The 15,170-nt window shown below is 67.1% G+C and carries 22 protein-coding genes, 1 tRNA gene and 1 pseudogene; 13 read left to right on the plus strand and 11 right to left on the minus strand.

Translation table 11 applies throughout. From position 1 onward, the window contains the following. Positions 1-112: 112 nt before the first annotated feature. Entirely contained in the window at positions 113-847 is a 735-nt protein-coding gene (locus AB0C30_RS50700) for a helix-turn-helix transcriptional regulator (protein ID WP_357957995.1), read from the minus strand. A 151-nt stretch (positions 848-998) separates the two neighbouring features. Here AB0C30_RS50700 and AB0C30_RS50705 point away from each other — a divergent pair, with 151 nt between their 5' ends. The 3 genes from AB0C30_RS50705 to AB0C30_RS50715 all read left to right on the plus strand — a co-directional run bounded on the left by AB0C30_RS50705 (position 999) and on the right by AB0C30_RS50715 (position 2,457). Then, positions 999-1,352: a hypothetical protein gene (locus tag AB0C30_RS50705; RefSeq protein WP_357957997.1), complete on the plus strand. Its 354-nt coding sequence runs from the start codon at positions 999-1,001 to the stop codon at positions 1,350-1,352. Between the two features lie 4 nt (positions 1,353-1,356). Continuing rightward, positions 1,357-1,818: a GntR family transcriptional regulator gene (locus tag AB0C30_RS50710; RefSeq protein WP_357957999.1), complete on the plus strand. Its 462-nt coding sequence runs from the start codon at positions 1,357-1,359 to the stop codon at positions 1,816-1,818. Positions 1,819-1,890: 72 nt separating this feature from the next. After that, the gene (locus tag AB0C30_RS50715) at positions 1,891-2,457 is read left to right on the plus strand and encodes an HD domain-containing protein (RefSeq protein ID WP_357958001.1); all 567 of its coding nucleotides are present in this window, start codon (positions 1,891-1,893) and stop codon (positions 2,455-2,457) included. Here AB0C30_RS50715 and AB0C30_RS50720 read toward each other — a convergent pair. Both AB0C30_RS50720 and AB0C30_RS50725 read right to left on the minus strand, forming a co-directional pair. Next, a complete protein-coding gene (locus AB0C30_RS50720; RefSeq protein ID WP_357958003.1) occupies positions 2,425-2,901 on the minus strand; it encodes an NUDIX domain-containing protein in 477 nt (158 codons plus the stop codon). The genes AB0C30_RS50715 and AB0C30_RS50720 overlap by 33 nt on opposite strands. A 3-nt stretch (positions 2,902-2,904) precedes the next feature. Beyond that, the gene (locus AB0C30_RS50725) at positions 2,905-3,645 is read right to left on the minus strand and encodes a helix-turn-helix transcriptional regulator (protein WP_357958005.1); all 741 of its coding nucleotides are present in this window, start codon (positions 3,643-3,645) and stop codon (positions 2,905-2,907) included. 150 nt (positions 3,646-3,795) lie between these two features. On the opposite strand from AB0C30_RS50725, the gene AB0C30_RS50730 reads away from it, so the two are divergent. Beyond that, positions 3,796-4,011, plus strand: coding sequence for a hypothetical protein (locus tag AB0C30_RS50730; protein ID WP_357958007.1), 216 nt, complete (start codon positions 3,796-3,798; stop codon positions 4,009-4,011). Further along, the gene (locus tag AB0C30_RS50735) at positions 4,008-4,199 is read left to right on the plus strand and encodes a hypothetical protein (RefSeq protein ID WP_357958009.1); all 192 of its coding nucleotides are present in this window, start codon (positions 4,008-4,010) and stop codon (positions 4,197-4,199) included. The genes AB0C30_RS50730 and AB0C30_RS50735 overlap by 4 nt, the downstream gene beginning before the upstream one ends. On the opposite strand, the gene AB0C30_RS50740 is transcribed toward AB0C30_RS50735, so the two are convergent. Continuing rightward, positions 4,159-4,527 carry a winged helix-turn-helix domain-containing protein gene (locus AB0C30_RS50740; protein ID WP_357958011.1) on the minus strand — a complete coding sequence of 123 codons (369 nt, stop codon included), beginning with the start codon at positions 4,525-4,527 and terminating at the stop codon, positions 4,159-4,161. The genes AB0C30_RS50735 and AB0C30_RS50740 overlap by 41 nt on opposite strands. A gap of 100 nt (positions 4,528-4,627) precedes the next feature. Here AB0C30_RS50740 and AB0C30_RS50745 point away from each other — a divergent pair, with 100 nt between their 5' ends. The 7 genes from AB0C30_RS50745 (at position 4,628) to AB0C30_RS50775 (ending at position 10,492) form a co-directional block, all read left to right on the plus strand. Beyond that, the gene (locus tag AB0C30_RS50745) at positions 4,628-4,957 is read left to right on the plus strand and encodes a hypothetical protein (protein WP_357958013.1); all 330 of its coding nucleotides are present in this window, start codon (positions 4,628-4,630) and stop codon (positions 4,955-4,957) included. Continuing rightward, positions 4,950-6,269 carry an FtsK/SpoIIIE domain-containing protein gene (locus tag AB0C30_RS50750; RefSeq protein WP_357958014.1) on the plus strand — a complete coding sequence of 440 codons (1,320 nt, stop codon included), beginning with the start codon at positions 4,950-4,952 and terminating at the stop codon, positions 6,267-6,269. The genes AB0C30_RS50745 and AB0C30_RS50750 overlap by 8 nt, the downstream gene beginning before the upstream one ends. 18 nt (positions 6,270-6,287) lie before the next feature. Continuing rightward, positions 6,288-6,932, plus strand: a complete 645-nt coding sequence (locus tag AB0C30_RS50755) for a DUF2637 domain-containing protein (RefSeq protein ID WP_357958015.1) — start codon at positions 6,288-6,290, stop codon at positions 6,930-6,932. Positions 6,933-7,314: 382 nt separating this feature from the next. Further along, complete coding sequence (locus tag AB0C30_RS50760; protein ID WP_357958017.1) at positions 7,315-7,476, plus strand: DUF3970 family protein; 162 nt, start codon at positions 7,315-7,317, stop codon at positions 7,474-7,476. 216 nt (positions 7,477-7,692) lie between these two features. After that, complete coding sequence (locus tag AB0C30_RS50765) at positions 7,693-9,063, plus strand: replication initiator (protein ID WP_357958018.1); 1,371 nt, start codon at positions 7,693-7,695, stop codon at positions 9,061-9,063. Beyond that, the gene (locus AB0C30_RS50770) at positions 9,060-9,242 is read left to right on the plus strand and encodes a helix-turn-helix domain-containing protein (protein ID WP_357958019.1); all 183 of its coding nucleotides are present in this window, start codon (positions 9,060-9,062) and stop codon (positions 9,240-9,242) included. Before AB0C30_RS50765 ends, AB0C30_RS50770 begins: the two co-directional genes overlap by 4 nt. Beyond that, positions 9,242-10,492, plus strand: coding sequence for a site-specific integrase (locus tag AB0C30_RS50775; protein WP_357958022.1), 1,251 nt, complete (start codon positions 9,242-9,244; stop codon positions 10,490-10,492). The genes AB0C30_RS50770 and AB0C30_RS50775 overlap by 1 nt, the downstream gene beginning before the upstream one ends. A 77-nt stretch (positions 10,493-10,569) precedes the next feature. On the opposite strand, the gene AB0C30_RS50780 is transcribed toward AB0C30_RS50775, so the two are convergent. Both AB0C30_RS50780 and rlmB read right to left on the minus strand, forming a co-directional pair. Further along, positions 10,570-10,642: transfer RNA gene (locus tag AB0C30_RS50780), tRNA-Thr, on the minus strand. A gap of 21 nt (positions 10,643-10,663) precedes the next feature. Next, positions 10,664-11,626 carry a 23S rRNA (guanosine(2251)-2'-O)-methyltransferase RlmB gene (gene rlmB, locus AB0C30_RS50785; RefSeq protein WP_357958024.1) on the minus strand — a complete coding sequence of 321 codons (963 nt, stop codon included), beginning with the start codon at positions 11,624-11,626 and terminating at the stop codon, positions 10,664-10,666. A 205-nt stretch (positions 11,627-11,831) separates the two neighbouring features. Between rlmB and AB0C30_RS50790 the strand changes: the two genes are divergently transcribed. Next, positions 11,832-12,830 (plus strand): alpha/beta hydrolase, encoded by a 999-nt coding sequence (locus AB0C30_RS50790; RefSeq protein ID WP_357958026.1) that lies wholly within the window; start codon positions 11,832-11,834, stop codon positions 12,828-12,830. Positions 12,831-12,842: 12 nt separating this feature from the next. Here the strand turns inward: AB0C30_RS50790 and AB0C30_RS50795 are convergent, their stop codons facing one another. The 5 genes and pseudogenes from AB0C30_RS50795 to AB0C30_RS50815 form a co-directional block, all read right to left on the minus strand. Next, on the minus strand, positions 12,843-13,529 hold the full coding sequence (locus AB0C30_RS50795; RefSeq protein ID WP_357958027.1) for a winged helix-turn-helix transcriptional regulator: 687 nt from the start codon (positions 13,527-13,529) through the stop codon (positions 12,843-12,845). Positions 13,530-13,569: 40 nt separating this feature from the next. After that, positions 13,570-13,692 (minus strand): hypothetical protein, encoded by a 123-nt coding sequence (locus tag AB0C30_RS50800; RefSeq protein ID WP_357958029.1) that lies wholly within the window; start codon positions 13,690-13,692, stop codon positions 13,570-13,572. A gap of 265 nt (positions 13,693-13,957) precedes the next feature. Next, the gene (locus AB0C30_RS50805; protein WP_357958031.1) at positions 13,958-14,353 is read right to left on the minus strand and encodes a VOC family protein; all 396 of its coding nucleotides are present in this window, start codon (positions 14,351-14,353) and stop codon (positions 13,958-13,960) included. A gap of 16 nt (positions 14,354-14,369) precedes the next feature. Further along, positions 14,370-14,702 carry a hypothetical protein gene (locus tag AB0C30_RS50810; RefSeq protein ID WP_357958032.1) on the minus strand — a complete coding sequence of 111 codons (333 nt, stop codon included), beginning with the start codon at positions 14,700-14,702 and terminating at the stop codon, positions 14,370-14,372. Positions 14,703-14,767: 65 nt separating this feature from the next. After that, positions 14,768-14,842: pseudogene (locus AB0C30_RS50815) on the minus strand (FAD-dependent monooxygenase); the annotation flags it as partial. Positions 14,843-15,170 lie beyond the last annotated feature (328 nt).

Consider the following 15,170-nt stretch of genomic DNA (forward strand, 5'->3'; position numbering starts at 1 on the left):
TCAAGTCCCAGGCGCATACTAAGAAGCGAAAGATCAGCTAGGAGTGTCAAGCATCATCCGATGCCAAAGCGTCAAGCATCAAGTGAGACCAGACACGCTGTCCGTAGGTGGCTCAGGGCTGGTCGCAGTAGGGCTGAGCGCTGGTCCAGGTGCGTTCAAAGCTGGTGAGGTAGACGTCTGCTGGGCCTTGGTCGTCGGTGTGGTGTAGGTGGATGACGGGGGCGTTGGCTGCTGGTGTGGCGTAGGCGTGGGTGTTGACGAGGAGTTCGTCGTCGCCTCGGTAGATGGAGCTGTAGAGCACTGTGCGGTGATGGCGGATCTCGACGCCGTCGACGTCGAGCAGGGGCCGGTAGAGCATGAGGGCGTTCTTGACTCGCGCTGCCATCACCGCGGAACCGATGCCTTCGTCGACTCCGCGTGCCGCGATTTCGGGCCCTTCGGGATCGCCAAGGAGGATGCGGATTTTGGCGCCTGCGCCTGCTCGGGTGGTGAGGATGTCGAGGAGTCCGCGGTCTTCAGCAAGGAAGAGTGCGCTGTAGGCGAGGATGCCGATCTCCTGGCTGGCCTGTTGGAAGAGGTTGCGCCAGATGGTGTGGGGGACGGCCCAGCGGTGGGGGTAGATCGCTTGTACGCCGTCGGCGAGTGCTTGGTGTCGTGGGGCGGCTTCGGGCCATAGGTCGGACTCGTCGAGATGGAGGAGGTCGGCGATGGCCCAGCGGTGGCGAGGGTAGGGGGTGCGGCCGTTGATCCAGCGGGTGACGGTTTTGGGGTCGACGGCGAGTGCGGTGGCGATGTCGGTGGTGTTGAGCCGGGCGGTAGCCAGCGCGTAGCGGAGGTTGTTGTTCATGGGATCCGCCTGCTTGTCTCGCGAAACGGTCGTGTTCTGCGACGTTAACATCAGACGTCCCTAGACGTCCCCAAGTTGCGGTGTTCCCGACCCTGGCCCCAGAGCGAGTCTCGACGCGTACACCAAAGCGGGAGCGTCAGGGAGGACGAGCATGCCGTCGAGCAAGACCGTCAAGGAGCAGCAGCGGGCGTACGCCGAGCGGTTGCTGACCGCGCTGGGCAGCCAGCTGGCCGTGCGTGAGGTCACGGTGGTGCTGATCGTGGCCGAGGACGGGCGGCCGGCGCTGGATGTGACCGACAGCCGGTGCCGGATGCGGCGGGTGTTCGTGCAGCTGCCGTTCTGCTGGTTCTACTGGGGCGACCAGGACGACGAACGGGTGTCCTTCCTGCAGATGCCGGCTGCGGTGGACAGGGTCGAGCAGGCCGCGCGGGCAGGCTGGCATGCGGGTGAGCAGGGTGAGCTCAGCGTCGACCTGAACAAGATGCTCGATGCCTACCGGGGCTGATCCGGTGGATAGGGGCCGGTGGCTGACCGGGGGCCGGGTCTATCCCCAGATCGCCGACCGGCTTCGCGAGCGGATCGGGGCGGGTGAGTTCCCGCCGGGCAGTGTGCTGCCGTCGGAGGCGGCGTTGTGCCGGGCGTTCGGGGTGGCGCGGAACACCGTGCGTCGGGGGATGGCGCTGCTGGAGGATGAGGGGGTGCTGGTCACCGTCCCGTCCATGGGGCGGGTGGTGTGCGGGGCGGAGCCGGCGGCGCGGTACCGGTATCAGGTGATCGCCGCTGAGCTGCGCGAGCAGATCGAGCACGGGGAGCTTGCTCCGGGTGCTGCTGTGCCGAGTGAGACCGAGCTGCGGCGGCGTTTCGCGGCTTCGCGGAACACGGTGCGGCAGGCGTTGTCCGTGCTGGAGCGTGAGGGCCTGGTGGTGGCCGAGCATGGCCGGGGCCGGTTCGTCCACTCTAGGGCTGTTTGAGGTGAGACGTCCTGGGACGTCTCACCCCAACCTCTAGATCCACCCCAGTCCCGGGTGCCTATCGTGGGGCTCGTGGGAGATGTCGAATGGGCATACGGCCTGGCCAAAGATCTGCTGGAGAGCGCGTTGCCCCGACGGTGGGGGCACACGCAGGGAGTCGCCGAGCAGGCCGAGACCTTGGCCGGGATTCTCGGCCCGGAGACGGATACGGTGATCGCGGCGTCGTTGCTGCATGACATCGGGTACGCCCCCGATCTGGTGGACACTGGCATGCACCAGCTCGACGGCGCCCGGTATCTGCGTGATGTGGCGGGAGCCGATGATCGGTTGTGCCGTCTGGTGGCCTATCACTCGTGTGCCGACAATGAGGCCCGGCAGCGTGATCTGTTCGACGTGCTGGCGGCGGAGTTCGACCAGGAGAAGCCGGATCTGGCCAGGGCGTTGACGTACTGCGATATGACCACCGATCCGGATGGCCGGCATCTGGATGTGCGGGATCGGCTGGCGGAGATCCATTCCCGTTATGGGCGTGAGCATGTGGTGAGTCGGTCGATCGTTGCGGCGACGCCGTGCATCGTGTCGTCGGTGCGTGCGGTGGAGGCGGCGCTATCCGATGTGCGGCAGGCCGGTGCCGGATAGGTAGTGCTCGATCCGCATCCGCATCGAGGCGGCCATCGGCAGCGACAGGACCTCCTCGCGGGCCACCCACCGCACCTGGCTGGACTCCGCGCTCTGGGTCGGTGTTCCGGAGATGGCGCGGCCGGTCAGGACGATGGAGAACTCTTGGCGGGCCTCACCGTTGGAGGTGTAGAGGATCACGTGGCCGGGATCGGTGTAGGTGCCGGCCAGGCCGGTGATCTCACACGTGATGCCGGTCTCCTCCAGCGTCTCCCGCACACCCGCCTGCGGGAGCGATTCGCCCAGGTCGATGGCTCCGCCGGGAAGCGCCCAGTTGTCGTTGTCGGAGCGCAGGATCATCAACACCTCCCCGCGGTCGTTGGTGACGATCACGTTCACCGACGGAACCAGACTGTTCGGCTGGGGCGCGTTGGGGTCGTGGTGGAAGTCGATCCGCCGGGACATGGTTCAGGACTCTACCGGCCTGGCCTGCGCCCACACCTTGTCGAAGCTTTCGGCGTAGGTGGCGACCATGTCGCCCCCGGCCACCCGGCGCAGATGCAGCACAGGCGCGTTGCCCGCGCGGGTGCCGTACACATGCATGTTGATCAGATACTCGTCGTCGGCGCGGTACATCGAGTTGTACAAGATCGTGTGGTGCAACCTGATCTCGACATTGTCCATACCAGTGATCGGCTGGTAGAAGACCAGCGCGCTACGGATCTGCGCGGCCATGCTCTCGCCGACACCCTCATCCACACCGCGCTGCGCGACCTCAGCGCTGTCGGGATCACCGAGCAGGATCCGGACCCGCACCCCGGCTCGCGCCTTGTCGCCCAGCAGTCGCACCATACCCCCGTCATCGGCGAGGAACAGGCCGCTGTAGACCAGCACGCCGATCTCCTGCGACGCCCCCGAGAACAGCCGTCCCCAGATGTCCCGGGGCACAGCCCACCGGTGTGGATAGAGCGCGAGGACCTCGCTCTCCGACGCCGCCACCACCTGCTCGCGGGTGAGCGCGTCGGGCCACAGGTACGCCTCGTCCACGCCCAGGTAGGAAGCCGTGGCAAAGCGGTGCTTTCGGTACGGCTCACGCCCCTTGGTGATCCACCGTTCGATGGTCTTGGGGTCGACCTCGATCGCCTCCGCCAGGTCGGCGATGGACACACCTTTGTGGAGAAGGGCCGCGCGTAGCCGTTCGTTCGCCATCTCACCTGCTCGAAGGGACGTCCGGGGACTGCATCATCGTAGGCCGGACGTCTTGAACATGTCCCGTCGTGTAGTGATCTCGTCCTGACTCTCCGCCGCATTCTCGGTTGCACAAGCCACCACGGCCCCAACCGAAGGAGGAGATGCGCGATGACCAACCTGATCACCATCCTGAACGAGACGCCCTCATGCGAGTGCGGCAACGCCCTGACCGAGGGCCAGACGCAGTGCTCCAAGTGCCTGGCACGTGAGCGGTGGACGCGCAAACGGCGGGCCCGGAACCGGCGCAACCAGCGGCGCACCGAGACCCGGCGTCCCCCGCGCGGCCCTCACACCGTCGCGGCGGCGGGGGTGAGCTGGACGTGAGCTGGCTTCCCCTAATCCTCGCCGGGCTGCTCGGTGTGACGCTGCTCGTCGGCTACATCACGGTCCTGGTCGGCATCCGCCGTGAGGACAAAGCCATGAACCTACGCCGTCAGGCCAACGGGGTGTCGGCGTCGCTGGCCCGCAAGGTCACCGGCTGCCACGTGCGGAACGGCGTGTCGTGGACGTAGCCAACTGCTCCTCAACCCGCGCGAGCCGTCCCGACAGGTCCTGTACGGCGGTGCGCAACTCAGCGACCTCATCGGCCAAGTCGCCGGCGGCCGGGGCGTCGGTCTCGTCACGGACGTACACGCCCTTGCCCTGCTGGCCGATCACCAGGCCCTCGTTGCGCAGGATGCCGACCGCCATCTTCACCACCGACAGGGACGCGTCGTACTGCTCGGCGAGCTGGGCGGTGGAGGGCAGTGGGGTTCCGGGCGCGAGGGATCCGCCGCGGATCTGCGCGCGGAGATCGTCGGCGATCTGCAGGTAGCCGGCCCGTCCGGTGTGTTTGACCATCACCGTCCATCTCACCACACCAAGTCGGCCACGCCAACATTGACAACTGAGCCAACTAGGTTAACTATGTTGACTACGACGAATAAGGAGGTCACCGCCCATGCGTTCCGTCCCGATCCCGGTCGACACCGGCAAGCTCGCCATCACCTGTGTCAAGGCCCCGCGCCCGCGCGTCCTCAACCGCGATACCGGCGAGATCAAGACCGACAAGAACGGCAACACCGTCTACGAGGTCACCGTCTCCGTGGAGGACGAGTTCGGCCGGATCGAACTCGTCAAGATCGGCATCACCGGGGAACCGCCCATCAAAGCCGGAGACCCCGTCAACGCGGTCGGCCTGCTCGGCTACGTCTGGGAGATCGCCGGCCGGTGGGGCATCGCCTACCGCGCATCCGCCCTGCTCCCAGCGCGGGAGAGCGCCGATGTCTGACGCGCTGGTCCTGCTCACAGTCCTGGCCGCCACGGCGGCTGGGCTGTGGGCCTGGCGCCGCTGGCACTACCCGTCGTTCTGGCTCGCGCTCGGCTTCCCGATCGTCGCTGTCGCGGTCCGCGTCTCCTGGCGGCGCATCGCCCTCGGGTGCGGGCTGACCAAGAAGCGGCAACGCTGGTGGTTCACCACCGTCCCCGGTCTGGTCGCCTCCACCGGCATCGTCAAGGTGCGGCGGCGTTTCCAGCGCGTCGCCGTCGACACCAAACCGTTCATGCGGCTGCCCATGCCGACCCGGCACGGCTGGCGCGTCACCCTGCACACCCTGGAAGGCCAGACCCCCGGCGACTACACCGACGCCGCCGAACGCCTGTCCCACTCCTGGGGCGTGCACGCGATCCGCGTCTCCTCTCCCCGGCCTGGGCGGGTGGTCCTGATGGCCACCATGCGCGATCCGCTGGTCAAGGTCGATGACCTGCCACCCTCGCCGGAACTGCTGAGGGTCACCGTGGGCAGGCTGGAGACCGGCAAGCCCTGGACGATCGACTTCCGGACGGTGCCGCACTGGCTGAACGCGGGCGCGACCCAGTCCGGCAAGTCCAACCTCGCCAACGCCCTCATCGTCGGCCTGGCCCCGCAACCTGTGGCGCTGGTCGGCTTCGACCTCAAGGGCGGAGTCGAATTCACCCCCTACACACCCCGCCTATCCGCGCTAGCCACCTGCCGCGCCGAGTCCGTCACGCTGCTGTGCGACCTGGTCGGCCTGATGATCGACCGGATGGGGCTGTGCCGTCAGGCCGCCGCCCGCAACATCTGGCAACTGCCGCCCGCCCTGCGGCCGGTCCCGGTCGTGGTCCTGGTCGACGAGCTGGCTGAGCTGTATCTGATGGCCGACAAGTCCGAGAAGGACGAGATCGCCAAGACCTCGACCGCGCTGCTGCGGGTGGCTCAGCTCGGCCGGGCGTTCGGCATCTACCTGTTCTGCTGCGGCCAAAGGATCGGCTCTGACCTCGGCCCCGGCGTCACCGCCCTGCGCGCCCAATGCTCCGGACGGATCTGCCACCGCGTCAACGACCCCGAAACCGCGACCATGACCCTCGGCGACCTCGACCCCGCCGCCCTGGCCTCAGCGCGCGCCATCCCCGCCGAGACACCCGGCGTCGCGATCGTCGCCTCCCAGGACGGCCAGTGGTATCGCGCTCGCTCCTTCTACGTCAGCGAGCAAGCCGCCGAACACGCCGCCCACACCCACGCCCACCTCACCCCGTCCTGGGACGACATCACCACCCACCTGTTCGAACACGCCAACGCCTGAACGAAAGGAGGGTGCACGATGCGACGCATCACCCGCCGACTACTCGACACCGGACCGGTCATCGTCCTGGCCGCCATCGCGGGCGCCGGATCGTTCACCCACATCCGCGACACCGCCACCCAGCACGGCCAAACCGGCTGGATGTCCTGGGCCATCGCCATCTGTATCGACCTGACCTGCGTCATGGCCGCCCGCGAACGCCAACACGACAAACAGAGCGGCCGGACACGGCGAGGACCGATCTCCTGGCCCGTCCTCGTCCTGACCGGCGGCATCGTCCTGTCACTGGCCGCCAACCTGCAACAAGCCGACCCGACCGCCTGGGGCTGGATCACCGCCGCCACCCCCGCCGCCGCGTTCCTCATCGCCGTCTCCATGCTCGAACGCCGCGCCACCCGTCCCGAGCCGTCCCCGGACCCGGCGCCGTCCTCAGCGCTCGTCCCCGCCCCATCCTGCGCCCCGACTCCCGTCCTGACCGATTACGAGACCCAGGACGACGGGCAGGACGGCCCCGCCCCCGCCCTGGTCGACTACGCCCGCCGCGTCGCCGACGAACACCACACCAAGCACGGCAGACCCATAACCCGTGACGCCCTACGCGCCCACCTGGGCGTGTCCAACCAACTCGCCTCCGACCTGCTCCACACCCTGCGAACCGCCTGACCAGAAGGGAGACCTCATCCCATGACCAACGACCACCACAGAGCCCTCATCAACGGACTACTCGACCTGGCCGCTTCCTGGAAGAACACCCCGACCTTCCCGTGTCCCCGAGCGTGACCCTGCACCACTTCTCACGCCAGGACAGCGACGCCGACCAGTGCGCCGAGATCGACCAGATCGCCGCCCGCGTCGGCTCCCCCATCGACTACGAAGACTCCCCCTACGGCCACTACGCCACCTCCGTCTTCTTCGGCCCCGTCGAGTACCGAGCCGTGGCCATCTCCGCCGCCGCCCGCGCCCGCCACGCCACGCCGCCGAAACCAGCTACCACGGCTGCATCCAGCCCGAGCCGGCACCCGCCGCCTGACCAGGAGAGACGATCATGCGCATCCGCCTCGAAGGAACCCGCACCGAAGTCATCGACGCCCTGCTCCACCTACGCCTGCACTTCACCGTCATCGCCGCCTCACGGCTCTACCCCAACCGCGCCAATCCCTGCTACTGGCGCATCCACCTCACCACCACACCACGCCAAAGGAGGTAACCGGCCTTGACCGAAGTGATCCATTACCGCTGCTGCACCTGCAACGGAACCGGCATCAACGCCGACAACGCCCGCTGCCTCGACTGCGACGGCACCGGCATCGACAACCACGGCGCCTAAAAGCGCAGCGCCCCCGGCCTGGCCGTACATCCGCCAAGACACACGCCAGGTCGGGGGCCATCCCTCCACCCAAACGAGCGAAAGGAGGTCTCCATCTTGCCCACAACCCACGCCACCGCGCATGCAAAAGCGGGCATGATCGCCCGACTCAACCACCCCGACTACGACCGCTGGGCAAGCCAGATCCGCGGCACCGGTGGCTGCCGACAGCCCATCCACCTACGCGGCAAGGTCGAACACTACGACGCCGCCACCGGACAGCTTCTGCACCGCTACACCACCCGGACCGAACCTGACGGCATCCTGCGCGTCCCATGCAAGACCCGCCGCGCCTCCCGCTGCCCCGCCTGCGCCGAGACCTACCGCTCCGACACCTACCACCTCATCCGCGCGGGCCTGATCGGCGGCAAAGGCGTCCCCGAAACCGTCACCACCCACCCGACGCTCTTCGTCACCCTGACCGCCCCGTCCTTCGGCACCGTCCACGCCCGCAAGGACAAGAACGGCAAGGCCCTGCCCTGCCACGCCCGCCGCAACGCGGAAACCTGCCCACACGGCCGCGTCATGGCCTGCACAGAACGACACCACGCAGACGATCCCCGCCTCGGCGAACCACTCTGCCCCAACTGCTACGACTACACCGGCTCCGTCCTGTTCAACGCCCTGGCCCCGCTGCTGTGGAAACGCTTCGCCGACTCCCTACGCCGCCACCTGGCCAAACTCGGCGGCCTGGCCCTCAAAGACCTCCGCCATCACCTCACGTTGTCCTTCGCCAAGGTCGCTGAATACCAGCGGCGTGGCGTCGTCCACTTCCACGCCATCATCCGCCTCGACGGCCCCGGCGGCCCCACCGCAGAGCCTCCGACCTGGGCCACCGCCGCCGTTCTGGCCGGCGCCGTCCAACACGCCGCCCACGTCGTCAGCGCCCTCGTCCCCGCCATCGACGACCAACCCGCCCGCCTCTTCAAGTGGGGCGCCCAACTCGACATCCGCCCCATCACCCTCGACGGCGACCTCACCGAACAAGCAGTCGCCGGCTACATCGCCAAATACGCAACCAAGGCGGCTGAATGCGTCGGCACCCTGGACCGCCGCATCAACCCCCTCGACAACCTCGACGCCTACAACCTCCGCGACCACCCACGCCGCCTCATCACCGAATGCATGCGCCTCGGAACCATCGAGGGCCTGGCCGACCTCCGCCTCACCCAATGGGCGCACATGCTCGGCTTCCGCGGCCACTTCTCCACCCGCTCCCGCCGCTACTCCACCACCCTCGGCGCTCTTCGCGCCGCCCGCGAAGATCACGCCCGCGATCAGGAGATCACCACCGGCCGCCTGCCCCTCTTCGCCGAGGACACCGTCCTCGTGATCAGCGAATGGACCTACACGGGCAAAGGCCACTCCGCCGGAGACCAACTTCTTGACGCCGCCCTCACCGGCTCACACCCGGGGAGGCGTACATGAGCGCTGAGCTCCTCACCGTCCCCGAAGCGATGGCGCTCCTCAAGGTCAGCCGGTGGACCCTCTACAACCTCATCCGTTCTGGCGAACTCATCTCGATCCTCGTCGGTGAACGCTGCCGACGCATCCCTACCTCTGCCCTCGACACGTACGTAACCCGACTCTGCGAGGAGGCCGCCTGATGAACAAGCGATCGAACGGGGAAGGCTCGATCTTCCCCTACAAGGACGGTTGGGCGGGCTACGTATGGGTCACCACACCAGAGGGCAAGCGCACCCGGAAGTGGGCTTACGGCAAAACCCGCGAGGAAACCCACGAGAAGTGGCTCAAGCTCCACGAGCAGGCCCGCAAGGGACCGGTGGCCACCAAGCATGAGACGGTGGCCGCCTTCCTTAAGCGCTGGCTCGCTGAAGTGGTCGAGCCCAACCGCGAGCCGACGACCTATGTCGCGTACGAACCGCTCGTTCGGCTCTACATCATCCCCGGTTTGGGAAAGAAGCGCCTCGACAAGCTCACCGTCCGGGACGTGCAAGCCTGGCTGAACACCCTGCCCGCCCTCTGCACCTGCTGCGATCAGAAGAAGGACCACAAGCGCCCCGAAGCCAAGCGCCGGTGCTGCGCCATCGGGAAGTGCTGCGAAGGCTACCCGGCCCGCTACACGATCATCGGCATCCGCCGTACTCTTCGGGCCGCCCTAGGCCACGCCATCCGTGAGGAGCTGATCTCCAAGAACGTCGCCGCGCTGACCACGCTGCCCAGCGCCAGCAAGACCAAAAAGAAGCGCCAGCAGATCGTCTGGAGCGTCGACGAGGCCCGCCGCTTCCTCGAATACGTCCAGGACGACCCGCTCTATGCCGCGTACGTGCTCATCCTCGTCCTCGGCCTACGGCGTGGGGAGGTTCTCGGCCTGGCCTGGGACTGCGTCGACTTCGACGGCGAAGAGCTCCACATCGCTCGCCAGCTCACCAGAGTCGGCGGCCAGCTCCTGCACCGCGACAAGACCAAAACCGACGACTCGACCGCCTCACTCCCGCTCCTGGGCCTGTGCGTCTCGGCTCTGAAGGGACGTCGCGAACTCAAGGACCAGGCCTGTGACGTAGCCGGCGCCGTGTGGAAAGACTCAGACCTTGTGTTCACCACGCGGTACGGCACGCCCATCGAGCCGCGCAATCTCAACCGCGCCTTCGACTCGCACTGCAAGAACGCGGGTGTCCCGCGCATCCGCGTCCACGACACCCGGCACACCTGCGCCTCACTCCTGGCCGCCCTCGACGTCCACCCGCGCGTAGCGATGCGCATCCTCAGGCACTCCCAGATCAGCGTGACCATGAACGTCTACACCCAGATCCCCAGCCCCGAAACCCGCAAGGCGCTCGACCGGCTCAACGCCCGCCTTGCTAACAACGATCAAGACCTTGAGCAGGAACGCTAACCCCGTTGCTGTACAGCGCTGCTGTATAGAGATCAAAAAGGCCCCCTCCATACTCTGGAAGGGGCCTTTGAGCTGCGAGCCGACGAGGGGAATCGAACCCCTGACCTTCTGTTTACAAGACAGATGCTCTGCCGATTGAGCTACGTCGGCGCGGCCTATCAGTGTAGACGGTCAGCGACCCCGATGACGAGCCACCTCGTACAACGCCACCCCAGCCGCCACCCCAGCGTTCAACGACTCCGCCGCCGCCCGCATGGGAATCCGTGCCACAACATCGCACTGCTCCCGCACCAGCCGCGACAGCCCCTTGCCCTCGGAGCCCACCACGACCACCAGCGGCTCGTTCAGCAGGTCGACGTCGCCGATGTCCGCGCTGCCCTCGCCATCGAGTCCGATCACGAACAGGCCGGCGTCCCGATATTCACGCAGCGCCGCCGTGAGGTTGGACGCCCGTGCCACGCGGAGGTTGGCCAGCGTGCCCGCGGAGGTTTTCCAGGCCCCGCCCGTCACTCCGGCCGAACGCCGCGACGGGATCAGCAGCCCGTGCGCTCCGAAAGCGGTCGCCGAACGCGCGATGGCGCCCAGGTTGCGGGGGTCGGTGACGCCGTCGAGGGCTACGACCAAGGGGACTTCTGCGGCATCCTGCGCCAATTCGACCAGCTCAGAAGGGTGCGCATAGTCATAGGCCGGGATCTGAAGCACGATCCCCTGGTGAACGGCGCCTTCGGTGAGCCGGTCAAGCTTCTCGCGGGTCGATTCGAGCAGCGCGATGCCCCGCTCCGTCGCGACCTTGATCGAGTCGCGTACGCGGTCGTCGCTCTCGATGCGCTGCGCGACATATAGCGCGGTGGCCGGCACTCCGGCGACCAGGGCTTCGAGCACCGGGTTTCGGCCGCCGATGTATTCGGGCGCGTCCTCGGAACGCCGCTGCCGGGCCGGAGCGGGCCGCCGTCCGCCGCCTTGCTCTTCGCGGGCGATCCGCTCGGAACGGGCCTTGTCCTTGTACCAGTGACGCATCTCGGCAGGCGGGGTGGAGCCCCTGCCCTCGAGCCCGCGGCGTCCCTGCCCACCGGTGCCCTTGGACGGGCCCTTCTTCTTCGCGGGCCTGCCCGATGCCCTACCGCCAGCTGCCATGGCATTAAGCGTACTCGGGCCACCACCCATCTCACGCCTCACTCAAGATCACACCCTGCTACGAGCGGGCCCTCAGGTCGATAGGCGCAGTTGGTTCACTTGCGAGGCCGATAGGGGGCGGCAATCCCGGCGCACTCCCTCCCAACCGATTCGGTTACTCTATGTACATACACATGTTCATATTGTTTCCCGGAAGGTGAAATATATGGATAGGCGAACGTTCTCCAAGCTGCTCCTCGCGGGAACGGCCGCGGCTTCACTGCCCAACCTCCCGGCCGCCTCGGCCTCGGCGGTCGTACCCGACAACCGGAAGACGCCGGTGAAACAGATCAAGGCCGGTGTCCTGAACATCGGGTACGCGGAGGCCGGTCCCGCCGCCGGTCCCGCGGTCATCCTGCTGCACGGATTCCCGTACGACATCCAGAGCTTTGTCGAGGTGACACCCCTACTGGCAAAGAAGGGCCATCGAGTGATCGTCCCTTACCTCCGGGGCCACGGCACGACCCGCTTCCTCTCAGACCGGACATTCCGGAACGCCCAGCAGTCGGTGATCGCCCTCGACATCATCGCCCTGATGGACGCCCTCAAGATCGAGAAGGCGATCCTGGCCGGGTTCGACTGGGGATCGCGTACGGCCGACATCATCGCCGCCCTCTGGCCCGAGCGCTGCAAGGCCCTGGTCTCCGTGAGCGGCTACCTGATCACCAACCGCGAGGCGCAAAAGGAGCCCCTGCCGCCGCGAGCCGAGCTGGCCTGGTGGTACCAGTACTACTTCGCCACCGAGAGGGGCCGACTCGGCCTCGAACGGTACCGGCACGATTTCGCCAGGCTCATCTGGGAGAACGTCTCCCCGACCTGGAAGTTCGACGATGCCACGTTCGAGCGCACGGCGGCGTCCTTCACGAACCCGGACTGGGTGCCCATCGTGATCCACAACTACCGCTGGCGGCTGAGCCTGGCCGCGGGCGACCCGAGGTACGACGGCATCGAGAAGCGACTGGCCGCGGCTCCCGCCATCTCCCTGCCCACGATCACCCTCGACGGCGAACGCGACCCCTTCACCCCGGCAGGCGGCGGCTCCGCCTACCGCAAGCACTTCACCGGCAAGTACGTGCACCGGACCCTGCGGGGAATCGGCCACAACGTGCCGCAGGAGGCTCCGCAGCCGTTCGCCGAAGCCGTCGTCGAAGTGGACAGGCTCTGAATCTGATACGAGCTACGACGCCCCCTGCCCACCCATCCGAGCCTCCGGCTGAGGGAATCGGAACAACCCGTGCAACCTCCCCAAAGCCTCAAGGTCCCCAAAAGCCCTCGCAGCTCCGCTCTTGATCGCATCGCCAAGCGTCCCCTGCCCCGCCCCCATGTCCACCAGAACATCGTCATCCATCTCAATAACGACATCCGGCCGCTGAGCGGGCCCATGCACCGTTTCGATCGTCCCGTCGTCGACCCGAGCGTGAAAGACCTCATCGGAAACCCGGAACTCGTACACCGCCCGCAACCCCACCGCCGCCTCCGGCTCGAAGCCGACCCGCAGCGCCAGCACCGCCCACCCGGCCTGGAACGCCTCCCCTTCCTTGCGCTCCCCCATCGCCCACTTCATGCCCCACCGCGCCAGAGCCAGCACCGCAGGCCCCAGCTCCTCGCCGGCTTCGGTCAGGGCATAAGCAGGGGTACGCGCCGGCGCAGGCAGCACGATCTTGCGTACCAGCCCCTCACGCTCGAGATGCTTCATCCGAGCCGCCAGCAGCCCGGTGCCCAGCCCGCGAAGGCTGTGCTGCAGATCTCCGAACCGCTTCGGCCCGGTCAGCAACTCGCGCACGAGCAGCAGCGTCCACCGCTCGCCCACGATGTCCAAGGTCCGGGCAGTGGCACAGAACTGGTTGTACGATCGCTGATCCACTTCAACATTCTAAGCTTCGGGCTTCCTGATTCTGAACTTCCTAGTCAGAGGCGGTCTCGGCCAGGTCGCCGGTCATCTCGGAGGGCAGACCAAGCACGGGAGAAAGGGACAGTCGAGCCGCGACGACCTGGCCCTGCCCAAGGCCCGTCAGCAGTTCGCCCACGACCGCACCTACCTCCCGACGCTCAACCGCGATCTGACCGGCCGGGCCCGTCAAGGCCCGGGGACGGCTGAACGCGGAGCTATCGCAGGGGATCGCCTCGGCCGCGCGGCGGCAGACAGGATGCACCGGTTCCCGCCTGCGTCGTCGCCTGAGTTATGCAGCGCATCCGCACGCTGACCACCGCCATCTGGCACAACGACCAGACCGGACAGCCCGTCCTGCGCTCACTGACCGCCTACGACCACCAACCCTTGGGATCGGTCATCTAGTTGGGCGGCGCCAGGGTGCGCAGGACGCAGAACTCGTTGCCCTCGGGGTCGGCCATGACCACCCAGCTTCGGTCCGGGCCTTGGCCCACATCTCTCTTGATGGCGCCGAGGCCGAGCAGTCTGGTCACCTCGTCATCGGTGCTGCCGTCGATCGGGCTGACGTCGAGGTGAAGCCGGTTCTTCACGGTCTTGCCCTCGGGCACCTGGATGAACACCAGGGTGGGCGACATCTGGCGGGCCCGGACCTCCTCGACGGTCGGCTCCCAGGAGCCGATCTCGACCTTGCCCTCGTGCCGGTCGATCACTTTGAAGTCCAGGACCTCGCACCAGAAGGCCGCGAGTCTCTCCGCATCGTGGCAGTCCACAGCCAACTCGGTGAATCTACTTGTCATGTCTCTCCCAGATGTTTCACGGCGTTCCGAACCATGCGGAAAGTGCCTCACGCAGCGGGGGCGTGGCGCTGTCGGCGGGTTCGTCGAGGGTAGCGGCCCAGGCGATGTGGGCGTCCGGCCTGATCAGCAGCGCGTCGGCCGTTCGATCGTCGGTCTTGGCGGTGTGGATGTCGACGCGTTGCCGCCAGTCCTGGGCGGTTTCACGGAGTTCTGGGCGGTCGGCGAGGTCGAGCAGGGCGGGCCGGGCGGGGTGCAGGAGGTCGGCGACGTCGGTCGTGCCCTGGTCGGTGTGCAGGGTGAGGTTGGGGGCGAAGGTGCCGGCCAGCGGGTGAGGGCTCGTACCGGGCATCGGGTAGCGGCCAGCTTCCAGGCCAGGTTGACCGCGTCGAGCATGCCGGCGTTGAGTGCCACCCCGGTGGCCGGGAACAGGTGCGCCGCGTCACCGGCCAGCAGGATCCGCCCGTGGCGGTAGCGTTCGGCGATGGCCATATCCGCCCGATTCCTTCCCGAGCACTACGTCGACCCTGAATTGCCGAATGCCGCAATTGCTGCGAGGCTCAAAGTGGGCTCGGCGTGAGCGCCTATCGTGTAAAGCCGGGAAGGATTACACTGCTGCGTTGAATCCCTTACATAGGCCCCTGACCTGCGAGTTTGATTGTCCTAATAGCTCTGGACAATGTTCGGATGACTTTACAGGGCAGATCGCTTGCCGGAACCGGGCAGTGGCGGTCAGAGTGGTGCCGTTCCCAGTTCCGGGGTTCGTTATCGGCGCCATTGACGGGCGTGCGGATATTCCGCTGAATCGCTGTACGCGGTT

The organism is Nonomuraea sp. NPDC048901 (genome assembly GCF_040649695.1).
Taxonomy (GTDB): Bacteria; Actinomycetota; Actinomycetes; order Streptosporangiales; family Streptosporangiaceae; genus Nonomuraea.